We start from the raw sequence: 16,599 nt of genomic DNA on the forward strand, positions 1-16,599 counted from the left end.
GATCAAGCGATTGCTTCTGGCCGTTTGCCTCCGCTTCTGGATGGCCGATCCTGGCACTTAGCGGCCATCTGCCGATGGCGAATGATCCGCTTTGCGCCAAAAGCGCAAATTCCCGACAAATCCGTTACGTAACAGCCATCGCGGCCATTGATCTCGCGACCTACTGCATCTTTCATTGCCATCAGAGAACGTCGTCTTCAAGCCAACGGTTGTTGCTACTTGGGTTTGAACCTAATCGAGCTAAGCAGCGCAGCGGCCGCGATCATCACCAGGATGCCAGCGAGACTGAGCGCGACCTGCATCGGAAGTCCATCCGAGATGTCGACCAGCCCTATGTGGCTGGCGAGCGCCAGCAGAACGCCGAAGCAATAGATCGCCAGCGAGTTCTCGCCACAGCGGATCGCGCCGCGCATCACCGGCGTCGTCAGCCCTCGCCAATTCCGAGGTACGAGCCATACCGCCAAAATTGCAAGTGCAAAAAAATGCAGCAATCGCAAAGGATCGAGATTCGATTTGTCCACTAGGTAAACCAGCTTCGCCAGCGCTTGTGGGACCAGCGCTTCCGGTGGTTTGAGGCTCCAACTCAATGCGATGATCAGGCTAACAGCCAGATAGAGAACGGCAAGCACCAGTGCCGTGCGCGAGGTCACCCACGGCCAAAACCCCTTGCCCGCGATAACGCACCACGCGCCAAGCACAACCAGCAACTGCCAAGCCAGCGGATTGAAGAACCAGACATTGTTGTGCCATGTCGGCACGGTCCAGCCGAAGACCTGCACCAGCGCATAAAGCAGCAGCGAGGCACTGAGTGTCAGGTTCGGCACTCGCAGCAGTAGCCACAGCAGCGGCGCGAACAAAAGATGATAAACCACGAAGAGCGGCAAGACGTCGGTGTTGACGGGACGGTATTGCAGGATCGCCGCGTGCGCGAGCGTTGCGCCGGGATATTCCAACAGAATGCGCGTATTGCTCTCGTCGGCAAAACGTCCGGCGCCTGCGAGGTAAACCATCACGGCGCAAGCGACAGTGAGCAGCAGAAATGCGGCGTAAATGTCCCAGCTTCGCCACAGCGTACGGCTGATCACGCCGGCCCAGCCGTCGCGCGAACATGCCTTGCCGTAGGCCAGCGCGCAGGTCACACCCGAGACGAATATGAACACTTCCGCGGTATCGCTGAAGCCGTAATTCCGCAGCGTCAGCCAGCTTCCGATGTTGTTGGGGACATGGTCAAGAAAGATGCACCAGAGCGCAATGCCGCGGCAAGCATCGATGCGCAGGTCCCGGCCGGGCCCTTTCAGATCCGGCAGCGCGCCCACCAGTGGCTTCGCAGGTGTCGCGAGCAGCTCGGGTTCGAGGTGCAGATGCCGACCGCGCAACACCTTGGCATTGCGTTCGATCTCCGCCAGCGTCCGCCGGATGTCAGTGTTCGGCGCGGCCCTGCCACGATCCTTGTCGAGGTCGAACGGCGCGTCACTATCCGGGCGCCATCGCATCGGCTCCCGAGAAGCGGCCAGATCGATCGAACTGATCGTTACCATCTCGACGGAGCTGTGGGGCGCTGGCGCAGGCACCATCATCATGGTGGCGACGGGCCGAAAGGACGGAAATGACAAGCCTTCCATCGACTCTTCGTCGGTAATAACCTCATATGGGCCAGCCGGTAACAGCCGTTCGACGCTCGCGATCCGGAACGGGTGCTTGAACACCACCGTTTCACGTCGCGATCGGGTCACCGTCATGATCATCCTCGCACGTTGGCGACGAGGCGCCGCCGCAGCGGATAACAGCTGGCATACAGAGACGATGTCGCGGGCGCTGAACGCTCATTGAGCCGGCGCTATTCAGCACTGCGGGCGAAAGCGCTTCCACTGCAAACTGAAACCGGAAACTCCGCTTCAGAGCCCTGCGCGTCCGGGTTAATACTTATCGAATATTGGTTACCGTCCCGACAGCCAATGCTCCAAGTATCGACCCCAGATTCGGTGCCGCCTTGATACATGGTCCGAACAACACCACCACAAGCCTTCTTTCTATTTTTCAGAACGGAGGTCCAGAAAGCGAGATGCCTAGCCTGATCCAGTGCAAGTATCCTCGTCGCCCTTTTGTTAGCGGCGTGGGCCGTTTTGAAAGGCTCGGAAGCTACGGCCTTGGATGGCATGGCCGTTGATCCAGTGGCATCCGCCTTTCTAAAATGCAGATCAGCAAACCAGGGAACCAGCCATATGACGGCGAAGCTCGCGGCAGCCACCAAAAAGAGAATAGGCGATCGCTTCATCATGTCTCTCCCTCCCGGAGATCGAGACATTGGCGGCCATCGCGGCGTCGCGAGGCCCGCAGAAACCTGACGAATTAAGGACTTCGCGAATAGCGCCAATAGAGCTGCAATCCGCTGCGTGCTGGGCTCGAAACTTCGATGAGTAGCTCATCGAAGGTGTCGCACCACCGGCAAGAGGTTTCAGGCAGCGGCACTTACGTGTCGCGAAAGATGAAGGTGGGACTGACTGGCTACTTTTCGAACCGTGTCAGCTCGGCTCGATCCGTTGCGGCGAGTAGCGGACCGAGATGCGTAACCTGGCATCCACCAGCTGGATGTCAAATTCGGTCATACGCGACTTGATCGAAAAGCAGAGGCTGGTCCGATCAGCGGCAAAGTCAATTCACGAATTATGAACGCGTGAAGGTTTAACACAACCGCTGGCTAACTAACGGAAGTGCAGGCTGCGGTGTCGGCGTCGCTGATCTCGATCCATCGGGTTTATCAGCGATACAGCGCGCCCTCGTTAGCGTCGCACAAACTAATTACATCAATTTGCCCGTCGCGCTGAGCGAGAAGGAACATCTGCTTCTGGCCCTCTTCGGACTTCACAGGCTTGGCTGACGATGTCCGCGATTGAGGGCAAAGCCGACCTCTCGGCTGAGCAACCAGACTTCTGAGTTTGATCCGAAGGAGACGTTAGCGAGTGCGGACGCGACGTCTTGCAATTCGCGAGCTTTGTCGCGCGAGGTTCGCTCCGTCCTGTCACGGAAGGCCCTGCCTCTGACAGGAACACTGCCGGAATTCACTGCCTTCTGTAGATTCCGATTAGCTCCAAGGACTCTAGTATGCGCCTTATTCCATATCCGCTAAGCTGGAGCAAAATGCGGTAGTTTTCATCGCGTCCCCATAGGGACAGTTTTATGCCGACAACGCTTCGAGAGATGGCGCTCACAGTCGATCTTGTGGCACGCACCACGCGCGTGGTCGAGGATGCAGGCCCGAGCCCCGGCGCGGTCTACATGACCGATGAAGATTACGACGCGGCCATAGGCAACGTTCTCGCACACGCACCACCTAGTGATGTCTGGCTCTTTGGCTATGGCTCGCTTCTCTGGAAGCCGCTATGTGAATTTAGCGAAAGCCGGATAGCTACAGTTCGGGGATGGCATCGGGCGTTTTGCTATCGGGTGGCCCGCTTTCGCGGCACCCGCGATAAGCCGGGATTGATGCTCGCGCTTGATCGCGGCGGCAGGTGCAAAGGCATGATCTTTAAGCTCCCTCCCGATCAGGTCTCGGCGAGCCTGAATGCGCTATTTCGGCGCGAGATGATGGTTAAACCAGCAGCGAACATACCGCGTTGGGTGACAGCTGAAACGGATGAAGGTCCGGTCCGGGCTCTCAGTATTGTGGTAAACCGCGACAGCCCGCACTACTCTGGGAAATTGCCGTTAGAAGAGGCCGCTGACATTCTGGCATCCGCCGTGGGACACTGGGGCTCCTGCGCAGAATACCTCAGAGAAACTGTGTTCCGATTAGAGGAACTGGGCATTCACGACGAATCGCTATGGCAACTCCAGGCGCTAGTGGCGGAAAGATTGCAATTCACTCTAAGCTCCGAAAATTCGAACTAAGCCGGGTTGCCGTGCCGCTTTGGATGACGGTTGCCAACTGCACCGCTTTTCAAGATATCTCGGATAGACGTAAGGGGCTGAAGCCTCTTTCAGTTTAGGCCAACGTCGCCTATCGGCACCCTTTCGGAAGTGGTGGTCCCGATACGTGATGTCCGCAGTTGGGGGAAGACCGGAAGTGGTCAGCGGTGGAGCAAACCGACGCGATTGACCGTGCGCCCCAAGGGCGCGAGCTACCAGTGAGGGAGGGTCTCACCCGGATAATTGTCGATTGGTCCGGAAGCTGGCAGGCGGCTCGGCCGGGTAACTGGCTGGGTCGGAGCCCTGCGACGAAGGCGGCCTTGGGCTGCTGAGCGATTCGATGGGCCGTAACAAAGTGAAGCCCGAGCAGGCCTCGAAAGTTCGAATGCGGATGCCGACCCTCCGGTCATTTGGGGAAGGCCGCACGCGTGGGGAAGTAATCGACACACGCACCCACGCGATCCGCCGGGGTAGTGGGCACGGCACGTCGGAAGGGTGGTTCGCAGTTACAGGGGGAGACCCGTCGCGGACGAGGGTAGCGGCCTCAGCATCGCAATAGGCGGTGGTCACGGCGGGAGTCGGACGGGGCAATAGGAGCGTTGATGCCGGGAAATGCCGGTGGAGCAAAGGGCCCCGACTTCTGGTGCGCTTTTGAAGATGGTGAGGTGAAGGTGATTGGTGATGAGCCTGACAACGCCTGATAAGATCCGGAACCTTCAGAGAAAGCTCTACTGCAAGGCGAAGGCGGAGCCCACTTTCCGCTTCTATCTGCTCTACGACAAGATCTGTCGCGAGGACATCCTGCTCCACGCCTATCGTCTCGCTCGCGTCAATGCGGGTGCAGCGGGTGTAGATGGGATGACGTTTTCTCGCATCGAGGAGCAGCGGAACTGGTCTCGAAGACGTACCGACCTGATCCGGTGCGGCGGGTGATGATCCCCAAAGCGAACGGTGGCGAGCGTCCGCTCGGCATTCCAACCATTCGTGATCGTGTGATTCAGACTGCCGCCAAGATCGTGATCGAACCCATCTTCGAGGCTGACTTCGAGGACAATGCCTACGGCTACCGGCCCGCTCGCGGGGCGGTGGACGCGGTCAAGGAAGTGCACCGGCATTTATGCCGGGGCTACGCTGACGTAGTTGATGCTGATTTGTCCAAGTTCTTCGATACGATCCCGCATTCCGAGCTGACAAAGTCAGTAGCCCGGCGTGTCGTGGATCGAAACGTCCTGCGCCTCATCAAGATGTGGCTGAGGGCGCCGATCGAGGAACGGGACGCGGACGACACCCGGCACATGAGTGGTGGCAAGCGAAACACGCGCGGCACACCGCAAGGCGGCGTCGCAAGTCCATTGCTGGCCAACATCTACATGAACCGGTTCCTGAAGCATTGGCGTTTGACTGGCTGCGGCGACACGTTCCAGGCTCACGTCGTCTCCTATGCCGACGACTTCGTTATCCTCAGCCGCGGTCGCGCGGCGGAGGCCTTAGCGTGGACGAAGGCGGTGATGACCAAGCTCGGGTTGACGATCAACGAGGCGAAAACTTCGCTGAGAAGCGCCCGACAGGAACGCTTCGACTTCCTCGGCTACTCGTTCGGCGCCCATTGGTTTGAGGCGAACGGGAAGTGGTATCTGGGTGTAAGCCCGTCCAAGAAGAGTGTGCAACGGTTCAAGACAAGAGTCGGCGATCTGCTGGTGCCGAGCAACACCGATCCATGGCCGGAAGTACGTGACAAGCTGAACAGATCACTGCGCGGCTGGTCCAACTACTTTGGCTACGGCTCGCGGGGCAAGGCATACCGTAGCGTCGATCAATACGTCTTTGAACGATTGCGCAGGTTCCTCGCGCGAAGGCACAAGGTGCAAGGGCGCGGCAATCGCCGATTTACATTCGATGTCATTCATCGAGAACTCGGCGTTGTGTGCCTCCAACGCCTGCCCCGAGCGGCCCCGTCGTGTGCCTTGCGGTGAAGCCAGTCGGAAAGCCGGATGCCGGAAATCGGCTCGTCCGGTTTGATGAGCGGGGATGGGAAACGGGGCGATGGCCAAAGGCCCCCAAGCTACCGCGCCCATCCTCGACTCTACCCTAAGCGACATCACCCCTCTGGCACCCCAGCCATGCGCATGCCCTGATAGACGCGCTCGCGCCCAGCAAGGAAATTCGGATTGTCACTAAGTACGTTGACGCGCAGGCGGCGGATAGTGAAGCTTGGATCGAGCGCAAGTCCCGCTTCTGCTTCGGCCCGCGCCTCATTCAGCGCGCCGACGAGCGCCAAGGCAGCGGCGAGTTGGAAATGCGCGAGGGCGTGATTTCGGTTGGCATTGAGAGCGCGGCGCAGCCAGGCGACCGCATCGGCATCGGCGCCGAGGTTCAACTTGGCGAAGCCGACCCACATCATCCACCGAAAGACGTTGGTATCGCGCGGAGAGAGGCGCAGCGCCTCGAGAATATGGGCCTCGGTTTCCGCGCCGCGACCCATAAAATACTTGGCGTCACCGATCCAACCATGAGCGCTGGCTAGATTTCGATCCAGCAGCAACGCCTGCTCACATTCGGCAATGCCTTGCGCCGCGCGGTTAGTTGCGATTTGGACGACGCCCAGAAGCATGTGGGCCTGTGCGTGCTGTGGTGCCATGGACAGCACTTTAGTCAATACTGTTTCGGCCGCTTCGAGGCGCGCGGCGCGGTCATCGGTCAAAAAGGCGGAGCCGCTCAGGGCATCAACCTGCGCCAGCCCGACCAGCGCCTCAATGTTTCCGGGATCGAGCGCTAGGGCCCGTTCGAAAAAGCCGCGCGCTTGCGCCATGTATCCGTGGGTAGGCCCCTTATTCAGCCAAGCCCTTCCCTGGAAATACAAATCCATCGCATCGGGATGTAGTAAGCGTTCCGATCGCCGCGCCTCAGCCTCAATGAGCTGGGTATCTAGCGTGTTGGCGAGCCGCGCTACAATTTCGTCCTGCATCTCGAACAGATCGGCGACGGGCTTATCGAACCGCTCGGCCCATAGGTGATTGCCGGTTTCGGCGTCGACTAGCTGCACGTTCACGCGAAGCCGGCTGCCGCCACGCTGTACCGACCCTTCAAGGACGTAACGAACGTTTAAATCGTGACCGATCTGTTTGAGATCAACCGCCTTGCCTTTGTAGGTAAATGCGGTGTGTCGGCCAATGACAAAAGAGCCGCTGATGCGCGACAAGTCGGTGGTCAGGCTCTCGGTCACACCATCGACGAAGTAATCTTGCTCGGGATCAGCGCTACGGTTGGTGAACGGCAGCACAACGATGGAAAGATGAGGCGGCGAAGGCGGGTGCGGCTTGGTACCATCAGCCTGTGTCGCCGGGCTACGTCCATCCCGGACCGCCGCATAGGCTCGGACCGGGCGGGTGAGATTTTTGAGGTTCTGCTCGCCCAGATCAATGAACTCGACCGCGACCTTGCCTCGAACGTGATCGTAGACAGACGACGAGATGCAGATGCCGCCGGGCTCTGCGATGCCCTCAAGCCGCGCTGCAGTGTTAACGTCGTCTCCAAAGATGTCGTGCGGCTCGACGATGACGTCACCGATGTTAACGCCCACGCGGAAAGCAATACGCCTGTCTTCCGCCTCAGCGGTTGTAAGCTCCTTGATGCGGGTCTGGAACTGCACAGCAGCGCGGACCGCTTCGACCGCGCTTGGAAACTCCGCCAAGAACCCGTCGCCTGTATTCTTGACGATGCGGCCGCCGTGTTCGGAGATCGCGGGCGTGACACTGTCCGCGAGGAGCGCGGTCAGTTTGGCGTGGGTCGCCTCTTCGTCATTGTGCATCAACCGCGAGTAGCCAGCCACGTCGGCGGCCAATATCGCCGACAACCTCCGCTCAACCCGGACTGGCTGCTCCTGCACCATGGCCTGCAATCCAACCCTAGACGTGATTTTGTACAACGGGTCACATGGGATGCCCATAGGGGCCGATGTCGCATATTGGCCCGAAAGCGAAGCCCGGTCTGGCCCTTTAATTGTCGGCTTATCGGGACAAACCGGAAGAAGCCCAACGATCTTTCGAACGGCGCCTTTTGACCCGTTTCGGACATGGGCATTGCCGGACATCGGCCCGCAATTCTGCTATATAAGCATTCAATGTCCCCGACCCCGGGGGTGCACCTTGAGCGGCGAGTACGTAGAGCGGCGACTGGCGGCTATTCTGGCGGCGGATGTCGCGGGCTCTTGCCGCTTGATAGGGATCGACGAAGAAGGCACGCTGGCGCAACTGAAAGCTCTTAGAAAGACGCTTTTTGATCCCAAAATCAGTGAGCATCGCGGGCGCATCGTCAAGAATACGGGGGACGGCGCGCTCATCGAGTTCGGCAGCGTCGTAGATGCCGTACGCTGCGCCGTCGAAATTCAGCGCGGCATGGCCGAACGAAATACTGACGTGCCACAGGACAAGCGGATCGAATTTCGCATCGGCATTCACGTCGGTGATATTATCATCGCAGACGATGATATCTTTGGTGATGGGGTCAATATTGCGGTGCGTCTCGAAGGGATCGCAGAACCGGGCGGTTTCAGCATTTCGGACGACGCTCACCGGCAAGTTCGTGGCAAGGTAGATATCACCTTTGAGGCTATAGGTTCGCAACCCCTGAAGAATATCGCCGAACCGATGCGGGTCTGGCGCGTGCGCATGGGCCCAAGCTCTTCGCCGGCAACGGTAACAAAACCGCCGACCGAGACTGCGCAGCCGCTTGCTCTCGCCGACAAACCCTCCATCGCAGTGCTGCCGTTTGAGAACATGAGCCGCGATCCGGAACAGGAATATTTCGCCGACGGCATGGTCGAGGACATCATTACCGGACTGTCGCGGTCCAAATCGCTTTTCGTCATCGCGCGACACTCCACCTTTACTTACAAAGGCAAAGCCATCGATATCAAGCAGGTCGGGCGTGACCTTGGCGTTCGCTATGTGCTGGAGGGCAGTGTGCGCAAGGCTGGCAATCGCGTTCGAATTACCGGGCAGCTGATCAATGCTGCAACAGGAGCGCATCTTTGGGCGGACCGGTTCGACAGCCAGCTTGAAGATATTTTCGATCTGCAGGATCGGGTGACGAACAGCGTGATCGGCGCAATCTCCCCTCAGCTTGAACGCGCCGAAATCGAGCGCTCCCAGCGCAAACCGACCGAAAGCCTTCAGGCCTACGACTATTACCTTCGCGCGCTCGCTTGCTATTATAAGTTCACCGGAGACGCGAACGTTGAAGCACTCAAGCTCACCAAAATAGCCAGCGGCCTCGATCCCGAATTCGCCGCGGCATACGCGCTCGGCGCTATTTGCTATGTACCAAGGAAAAGTTTCGGCTGGAGAATCGATGCTGCTGCCCACGGAACAGCTGAAGCCCGGCGGCTCGCAAGGCGGGCGATCGAACTCGATAAGGACGATCCAACGGTGCTTGCAATGGCCGGATTTGCGCTCGCTTACGTAGTGGGTGAGGTCGAGGAGGGCGCAGCCCTTGTCTCGCGAGCGACAAGTCTAAACCCAAATCTGGCTATCGCACGAAATTGGAGGGGGTGGGCCCACCTTTGGCTCGGTGACGTAGATGCTGCGATCGAGCAATTGCAGGCCGCCTTGCGTTTGAGCCCGCTGGATCCACAGATCTTCACTATCCAGACCGGGCTGGCCTTTGCTCATTTTTTCGCCGGCCACATCGCAGACGCCACATCATGGGCAACAACTGCTGTCCGGCAGCAACGAACTTTTTTTACCGCACAATTTATTCTGGCGGCATGCCATGCGATGTCTGGACGGGTTGAGGAAGCACAAGAGGACTGTGCGCGCTTAATGCAACTGTACCCGACCCTAAGCATTTCCAAAATCAGGGACAGGACCCCATTCCGCAGGACGGAAGATATCGAAAGATTGGCGCAAGCTTTCCGGATCGCGGGGATGCCGGAATGACCGCTATTGGCCCTTTTCGGACCTGACAGGCCGGACTGACGAGGTCCGTCTATGGGGGCAAAGCAGACCTTACCGATGCCGTCGCCGAATTCCGAAAATGACCCTGGCTGTGTGAAAACGCCGTGCCGCTGTTATGATTCTCCCGTGGTTCTAGGGGGATCGATGAGGCGCTTCGTTGAGGAGGCCGATCGTGGGCAATGGACGCTACTGCCCGAGTGCCTCGATGATTTCATTGACGAGAGCAACCCCGTCCGCGTGATCGACGTGTTTGTCGGTGCGCTCGATTTGGCGGAGATGAGCTTTGAAGGAGTGGAGCCGGCGGCGACTGATCGGCCCTCGTACCATCCCTCGGTTCTGCTTAAGCTTTACATTTACGGCTATCTGAACCGGGTGCAGTCGAGCCGCCGGCTCGAACGAGAAGCCGGACGCAATGTCGAGGTGATGTGGCTGCTGGGTCGGCTCGCTCCTGATCACAAGACGATCCCGGACTTCCGGAAGGATAACGGCTTGGCGCTTCGCAAGGTCTGTACGCGCTTCGTCGAACTCTGCCGCGAAATGGGGCTTCTTGCGACGGCGAACGTCGCCATCGATGACAGCAAGTTCAAGGCCGTGAATAATCGGGACAGGAACTTCACAAAGGCGAAGGTGCAACGGCGGCGTGCTCAGCTTGAGGAGAGCGTCGCTCGCTATCTGAGCCAGCTTGACCCTTCCGGTCGCCAGTTCGCGGTTGAGTTCGCCCAGCGCCTTCAGCATGGCGAAACCCTCCCGGGTACCGAGTTCGAAGCGGGGCAATCTGGATACGCAGGGGCGGGCGAAGGTCGAACGCGCCGTGGCCGCAGCTATGCGTGGATCAGGCATCTCGTACGATCTGATCTATGCGAACGATCTCACTCCCGAGCGGCTTAAGGAGTTCGAACGCGGGACATGAAGTGTGGGGCACCTGCGCGACCTTCGCTGTCACCGCCTCGGTCCTGGCGAACCTTGCCGGGCATCCTGCTCGTATTGTCCAGGACGGGCCGGACCATGTCGTAGCGGTTGCGGATCGCTGGCTGTTCGATGCGCGGCGAGATGCCCCGTAACAGCCGAATCCGTGATTTCGGACCTTTTCCAAATTTTGGTTGGTGGTTCTGATAGCTTCCGCAGGCCCGCCCCGCGATGTGCATAAGCCACTGAAAAGACGTCGGAAAAACGTGTTTGCCGGAGGCTTATCTGGCTAGTGCGTTGCGGGTGGATGAAATAACCATTGGTGTCGGATGAATTGTCAAAGAGGATTTGCCAACGTGCAAACCCGATGGCGGTAGGTTGGTGCGTTGTTAGCGGTTGACGGGCTCTGCCAGACTTTACTGTGCACGCATCGACCTATTCTGAGGGTCAGGTAGTTTGGGATTTGGAGGTTGCCGTGAAGAAGGCGGTTACAAAGCGGAGGGACAAGGAGTCCCCCAGGCCAAAGCTGAATGTCGGCTTGGCCAACGTGCTCGCTCAGTCGGAAACTGTGTCCAGGGCGTTCGGCCCTAGGTTGGGTTTCATCTTGGTGCTGGCCACCGTTCTAGCGGCGGCCGCGGTCAGTGCAACGAGCTTGTTCCTGTTGGCAAAGGGTGTAGGGCACGTCCTAGGATGAGTGTGAACCACATAGCCTGATAGGTTGTATGGGTGATTTGCTGCAGATCATGGACTAACCGATGGCAAAGCCGAAAGACGTGAACCTCCGGGACTTTTTGACGAACAGCAATCTGGCTGCCCCAAAAAGTCCTCCATGGATTCACAGCACGGCCTCAAGCCGGCTGATTCCGATCCTAAAGGAAGAAAAGCTTCTCGCCGTCAAATGCAACGTCTTCAAGGGCGAAAAGCTCTGTTATCTGTTCGTCGGCCGCGCTGCCTATAAGGGCAGGGACGCGCTGAACCCCGAACCGTGGCAGCTACCGTCCGTGTTCGTCATGAGGTTCAACACCCCGCCACCACTGAAACGGATTCATCCCTTCGACACAGGGGCTTTCGACAGGGGGCGGATGCCCGACTACCTGACGACGTTCAAATTGGATGATTTTAATGTCGGCACCGACCAGGACCAGATCGGAAGGCTGATTTCTCTCTATTTCGAAACACCGCGGCGGTACGTCGACCGGGACGCAAACGACCAAAAGAAGCTAAAAGACGAGCATTTGCTTACCATGAGCCATGCAAAGGTGCTGGCGGTGGCGAAACTGTACAAGGAGGGCTCGACCAAAAACTACGACGACCGGGCGGCGGCTATCGAGCTTCAAGTCGAAGAGGACATTCCACTGAAGAAGGAAAACCTGCTGGGTGTCGTCGTTCCGGAAGAATACATGCGTACGCCTGGCGTCAGGGAATCCCTGAAAGACCTGACGAAAGTGGTTGAGACCTATCGGTTGCTGCCACTGAGCATCAGCCAACATTACGGCCTGATCTATGATTGCGTGGAGCAGGTCTACAAGCGGGCAGGCATCAACCTTTGACCCCCGACGCTATGTCAGTCTCCGCTGCAATTCGACTGTCGCCGGTCGACTCTATTGGCGTGTCCGTCTTCTTGGCCGGCAATTCGATGTACCTTCCTGAAATGGACGCTGACTTCAATATCAGCCGCTTCCTGCACTTCGAGAACGAAGACGGTTACGAGCTGACATCCCTGATTCCCGACGCCTACCGACAGCAGATGTTCCGCATCGGAGATCCTGCACCCATTATCTTCTGGGTAGACCAAGCGCCCTACATCGTGGAAGGCGACGCGGAGAAAGCGAAGCTGGATGAAATCTTCGGCATCAGGGCGCGGACGCATCCCGTTCTGAAAGACCTCGGCGGGATGCTGCACGACGCACGCACGGGAGTTTTCAAGCGCCAGCAGGAGGAGTGGCTCGCCAAGGAACTGGAGGTGTCTTACGGCGACGTGTTCCTGGAGCCGCCAAGCCGGACCAAGTATTGGATACACCGCTACAGGGTTGCCCTCGAAAACGCCCGCCAGCTCACACAACCGCCGCATCCGATCGATGTGCGCCTGCGAAGGGCGTCCACGGAATGGCTGGAGAAGTTCGCCACCAAGGCTGAGCTGCCGATGATAGCATCACTGCTGGGTGAGGCCTCGCAAGGCATTTACTCGGTTCGCCAAATCACTGAAATCATGTTCGCCTATCTCAGCAACAAGCTGTCGACCGCGCGTTCCGCCGAAATTAACAAAATCGCCGCTGACGAGACCATCGGGGCTCTGTTCGCTCACGGCATGTATGAGTTCTACATTGAGAACGGCTGGCCCAACGCGCCGTTCAACTACGCCAAGCTGGACTTCGTTGAAGTGATGAAGCAGCGGTTGGCACAGGGGAAGGAAAGCGGGACGTGGGAGGTGGCTCGTCAGCTCTCGAAGGTCCTATTTGGCGACAGGGACGCCCCGACTGAAGTGGATGATGTGGCGCTCATGTACATCAGGCCGATCCTCGGCACCTATAAGAGCCTGCTGGGTGAGGCAGAGAGTAGGTACGCCTACAACGGCATGAAGTTTACCAGTGAGGGGCTGCTGGACCACTCAAGGGCAATAGTCGACTGCTTCGACCGCATTCAGGAACTGGGCTGTATCATGAATGGCGATGACCGCAAGAACGGCTCGATGATGGATGGCCGCTTCCAAGTCGATCAGGATCAGGTCAAATGGTATCGGGAATACTTGGAAAGCTGAGGCGGCCTCAGTGGCAGGGTACAGAGAGTAGATCTCGCACGTGCGCCTCACGCGCCGCGCCACAGAATGTCGCAGGGTAACGTAGGGTAACATAGAGTGCGATCGCCGGAGACATCTCGCGCCCCCATGCGCCGCGCTGCACCGACGGACAAAACATCGAAAAAATGGCCGTCCGAGCATTGCTAGGCAAGAGAAAACCCCGCCGTCTCCGGCGGGGTTTCATGTTCTTTTTGGAGGTAGCTACCTTTTGGCCGGGTAGAAAATTCTTCCAATGGATATCCAAGGTTACCTAAGTGGACACGAAAACACGCTGGATGGGCAACTTGGGCTGATCGCGTCGGCGCACTGTCATCCGGGCCTTGCACCGCTTCCTTGTGGCTGAGGGCCTCGCCTCCGAAGATCCAACGACCCAGCTTGCCCCTATGCGCCGGCGGCGACGCATTCCCACGGCACTGTCGGTCGAAGAAGTCGGGCGACTCCTAGACACGGCACATCAGGCGGCGAACTGCGCATCCGGGGGCTGTACAAGCAGGCGAGTTACGCGCGCAGGGCCGCATTGCTGGAAACGCTCTACGCCTCGGGAATGCGAATCAGCGAGGCCGTCCGCCTTCCTGCCCAGGCGGCACTCACCAAGTCCGCGCATCTGTTGATTAGGGATAGGGACGACAAGGAGCGCATCGTACCGCTGCATAAGACCGCGCTCGAAGCAATCGGCCTTTGGCGGCGGCTGGCCAATGAATACGGTACGAAGTCCGGCACCTGGCTCTTCCACTCAGTTCGCGACGGAAAAAAGCATCTGACATCACGAGCGGCAGAATTCGAAGTCAAGGAGGCCGCCATCGTCGCCGGCCTGAACAGGCCCGATCTCGTCACACCACGGGTTCTTCGGCACGCGTTCGCCACACACATGCTTGCCAACGGAGCCGACATGCGCGTGGTGCAGACGCTCTTGGGGCATGCCGATCTCGAGACCACCGAGATCTACACCCATGTCCAGCTGTAATGCAGGGATCGGGCTCTAGAATCTGAAGGGGGATTCGCCGGAGCGGGAGCAGGGCACGGTTAAGTGCGCGACGAAACCCCGCGCCGCAGCACTCAACATGCGAGGCGACCGCCAGCGACTTCAACGAGCGGGAGACGAGGGCGTTTCCGCGGGGAAGTGGCACGATCCGCGAAAGCCGTACCTTATGTGCGCGCTGTGGGCCCGGTGCTAGGGCGTCCGCACCTTGATGCCGCCAAGAGCGTTGGCGGTTTTCGCGAAATCCTGGTCGAAGCTGATGAAGGCCTCACAGCCTTCCGCCTTGGCCAGATGCAGGCCATCTGCAAAGTCCATGCCTTGCCTTATCCAGCCCAGCGCCTTCGCTGCGGCGGTAGCATCTTCCAGACTCACGCGCGGCAGCCCCGCGAAATCGGAGAGGGCCTTGGCGCACTGGGCAGCGGAAAACCCATAGACGCTGCGCAGCGCCCACTCGGTCTCCAACAGCACTGTGGTGCAGACGAAGACGTCATTGTTGTCGATCAGCCTGCGTGCCGGGGCAGCCTGTCCGGGATCGTCGCCCACCAGATAGCGGACGATGAGATTAGTATCGATTGCGAGCATTCCGCCGTTTCGCCTCGGCGGCGATCCCCGCCTCCATATCTGCGACTGACCTTGCCGACCCCTTATAGGGTAGGGAACCAAACACGTCTTTCGGCCGGGTGGGCGCAAAGGCGGGCTTCGCCTTCAGCAACACGCCCTCGGGGGTATCCTCCACCACCAGTTGGGTTCCCGCAGGCCAGTGCCGCTGTTCCCGGATCGCCTTGGGCAATATCACCTGGCCCTTGGTCGAGACGGTGGTGGTCAGTTTCTGCTTGGCGGACATGGCGGCTTCATTTGGTAAGACGAAAGTAAGATAGGCCGAATTCGACCGGATGGCAAGACTGCGGGAATATACCGGACAACCTTTATTCGGACTCATCGGGAGCGGGACGAACCGCCGTGGCCCGATGCGGTGCGAAAGTGGGCCCGCCGATACGAAGCAGACTCAAATAGAGCTCGAATGACTCAGATCCAACCGGAAACGACAACGGCACCCGGCACGATTACCGGTCGGTTCGCATAAGGTTTCTTATGCGAAATTCATCAGGATGCCGCCGCTGCAAAATGCAAAAAAGACCCCCATCGGTTTTTGCACAATTTGCGTAAGCGGGATTCTACCGAATTGTCTCAATAAGTGTGCAGGAGGATGAGGGAATCGAGTCGTTCTTTCCTTGAGGTCTGACGACGCTTGGGAGCGGGCGCAGAGTCAGATCGTGCGAATCCGAGTCAGGTCTGTTGCGAACCGATACCGGCAGAAGCGTGGTCAATTTTTCGACCAGTACTAATACGGCAAGAACACTTTTGGTATTTGGGGCGGCGCTTGGCTTACGTTGTCGACGTGCCCGTATTGAGCAAATTGGAAACGGCGGTGACAAGCTGCGCGGGCGCGAACGGCTTTTGCAGTAGGATGCTGTTGGGGACTCCTTGCGACGCCCATTCGTCCGCAGCCGCTCCCGTCATGTAGACGACCGGAATGGCAGGGACTTTTTCCCTAATCTGCCTTGCGACCTCCCAACCGCTTAAGCTGCCCTTCAAGCTAACGTCGGTGACGAGCGCCTTGTAGTTTTTGCGCCCGCTCTTGAACAAGGTCAGGGCTTCTTCCGCTGAGGAGAGAATATCGGTTTCAAAACCGCCTTCGCTGAGCGCATCTTCAACTATGCCCTGCACCGGATACTCGTCCTCGATGACGAGAATTAAAGGCAACTCGGCCACGATTTTCCCCGGCGCGCTTGAGAACCATCAATGTATGTATGTGTCGGGGTGCCCTTGGTTCAAAAGAGCGGACATAACTAGGGCGGAGGGCAATCGTGCGCGGTTGGCCTGCGCTCTAAGCGGTGATCTTTCAGATCAGCCCCAAGAGTATGAAAGCCCCGATCTCGATCAGGACTGCGGTTCCTAGGGTGGCGACGGCAAGAAAGGCGTCAATTGGCGAAAGGTGCATGGCTCGCCTCGCAGTTTTGCGAGCCCCGAGACCCATTGACTAAATACACCTAGGC

The 16,599-nt window shown here is 58.6% G+C and carries 13 protein-coding genes and 1 pseudogene; 8 read left to right on the top strand and 6 right to left on the bottom strand.

The annotated features are described in order from the left end of the window. Positions 1-215: 215 nt before the first annotated feature. Positions 216-1,580, bottom strand: a complete 1,365-nt coding sequence (locus tag V1273_RS08070; protein WP_442894143.1) for an OpgC domain-containing protein — start codon at positions 1,578-1,580, stop codon at positions 216-218. A gap of 257 nt (positions 1,581-1,837) precedes the next feature. Beyond that, positions 1,838-2,278: a hypothetical protein gene (locus V1273_RS08075; RefSeq protein ID WP_334367258.1), complete on the bottom strand. Its 441-nt coding sequence runs from the start codon at positions 2,276-2,278 to the stop codon at positions 1,838-1,840. A gap of 899 nt (positions 2,279-3,177) precedes the next feature. Here V1273_RS08075 and V1273_RS08080 point away from each other — a divergent pair. From V1273_RS08080 to ltrA, 3 genes are all read left to right on the top strand, one after another. Next, positions 3,178-3,888: a gamma-glutamylcyclotransferase gene (locus V1273_RS08080; protein ID WP_334367259.1), complete on the top strand. Its 711-nt coding sequence runs from the start codon at positions 3,178-3,180 to the stop codon at positions 3,886-3,888. Positions 3,889-4,587: 699 nt separating this feature from the next. Then, the gene (locus V1273_RS08085; RefSeq protein WP_334366929.1) at positions 4,588-4,839 is read left to right on the top strand and encodes a hypothetical protein; all 252 of its coding nucleotides are present in this window, start codon (positions 4,588-4,590) and stop codon (positions 4,837-4,839) included. Beyond that, complete coding sequence (gene ltrA, locus V1273_RS08090; RefSeq protein ID WP_334409204.1) at positions 4,839-5,879, top strand: group II intron reverse transcriptase/maturase; 1,041 nt, start codon at positions 4,839-4,841, stop codon at positions 5,877-5,879. The genes V1273_RS08085 and ltrA overlap by 1 nt, the downstream gene beginning before the upstream one ends. 125 nt (positions 5,880-6,004) lie before the next feature. Here ltrA and V1273_RS08095 read toward each other — a convergent pair whose 3' ends face one another. Further along, complete coding sequence (locus tag V1273_RS08095) at positions 6,005-7,795, bottom strand: adenylate/guanylate cyclase domain-containing protein (protein WP_334367260.1); 1,791 nt, start codon at positions 7,793-7,795, stop codon at positions 6,005-6,007. A 256-nt stretch (positions 7,796-8,051) separates the two neighbouring features. On the opposite strand from V1273_RS08095, the gene V1273_RS08100 reads away from it, so the two are divergent. From V1273_RS08100 to V1273_RS08120, 5 genes and pseudogenes are all read left to right on the top strand, one after another. Continuing rightward, on the top strand, positions 8,052-9,842 hold the full coding sequence (locus V1273_RS08100) for an adenylate/guanylate cyclase domain-containing protein (RefSeq protein ID WP_334409205.1): 1,791 nt from the start codon (positions 8,052-8,054) through the stop codon (positions 9,840-9,842). Positions 9,843-10,004: 162 nt separating this feature from the next. Next, positions 10,005-10,562: pseudogene (locus V1273_RS08105) on the top strand (transposase); the annotation flags it as partial. Positions 10,563-11,521: 959 nt separating this feature from the next. Continuing rightward, positions 11,522-12,316: a hypothetical protein gene (locus V1273_RS08110; protein WP_334409206.1), complete on the top strand. Its 795-nt coding sequence runs from the start codon at positions 11,522-11,524 to the stop codon at positions 12,314-12,316. Between the two features lie 59 nt (positions 12,317-12,375). Beyond that, positions 12,376-13,524: a hypothetical protein gene (locus V1273_RS08115; protein ID WP_334367264.1), complete on the top strand. Its 1,149-nt coding sequence runs from the start codon at positions 12,376-12,378 to the stop codon at positions 13,522-13,524. A 520-nt stretch (positions 13,525-14,044) separates the two neighbouring features. Further along, positions 14,045-14,527, top strand: coding sequence for a tyrosine-type recombinase/integrase (locus V1273_RS08120; RefSeq protein ID WP_334369193.1), 483 nt, complete (start codon positions 14,045-14,047; stop codon positions 14,525-14,527). A gap of 207 nt (positions 14,528-14,734) precedes the next feature. Here the strand turns inward: V1273_RS08120 and V1273_RS08125 are convergent, their stop codons facing one another. The 3 genes from V1273_RS08125 to V1273_RS08135 form a co-directional block, all read right to left on the bottom strand. Next, a complete protein-coding gene (locus tag V1273_RS08125; RefSeq protein WP_334367265.1) occupies positions 14,735-15,124 on the bottom strand; it encodes a type II toxin-antitoxin system VapC family toxin in 390 nt (129 codons plus the stop codon). Then, positions 15,105-15,386 carry an AbrB/MazE/SpoVT family DNA-binding domain-containing protein gene (locus tag V1273_RS08130; RefSeq protein ID WP_334367266.1) on the bottom strand — a complete coding sequence of 94 codons (282 nt, stop codon included), beginning with the start codon at positions 15,384-15,386 and terminating at the stop codon, positions 15,105-15,107. The genes V1273_RS08125 and V1273_RS08130 overlap by 20 nt, the downstream gene beginning before the upstream one ends. 542 nt (positions 15,387-15,928) lie before the next feature. Beyond that, complete coding sequence (locus tag V1273_RS08135) at positions 15,929-16,315, bottom strand: response regulator (RefSeq protein WP_334367267.1); 387 nt, start codon at positions 16,313-16,315, stop codon at positions 15,929-15,931. Positions 16,316-16,599: the final 284 nt, after the last annotated feature.

This window comes from Bradyrhizobium sp. AZCC 1721 (assembly GCF_036924715.1).
Taxonomy (GTDB): Bacteria; Pseudomonadota; Alphaproteobacteria; order Rhizobiales; family Xanthobacteraceae; genus Bradyrhizobium.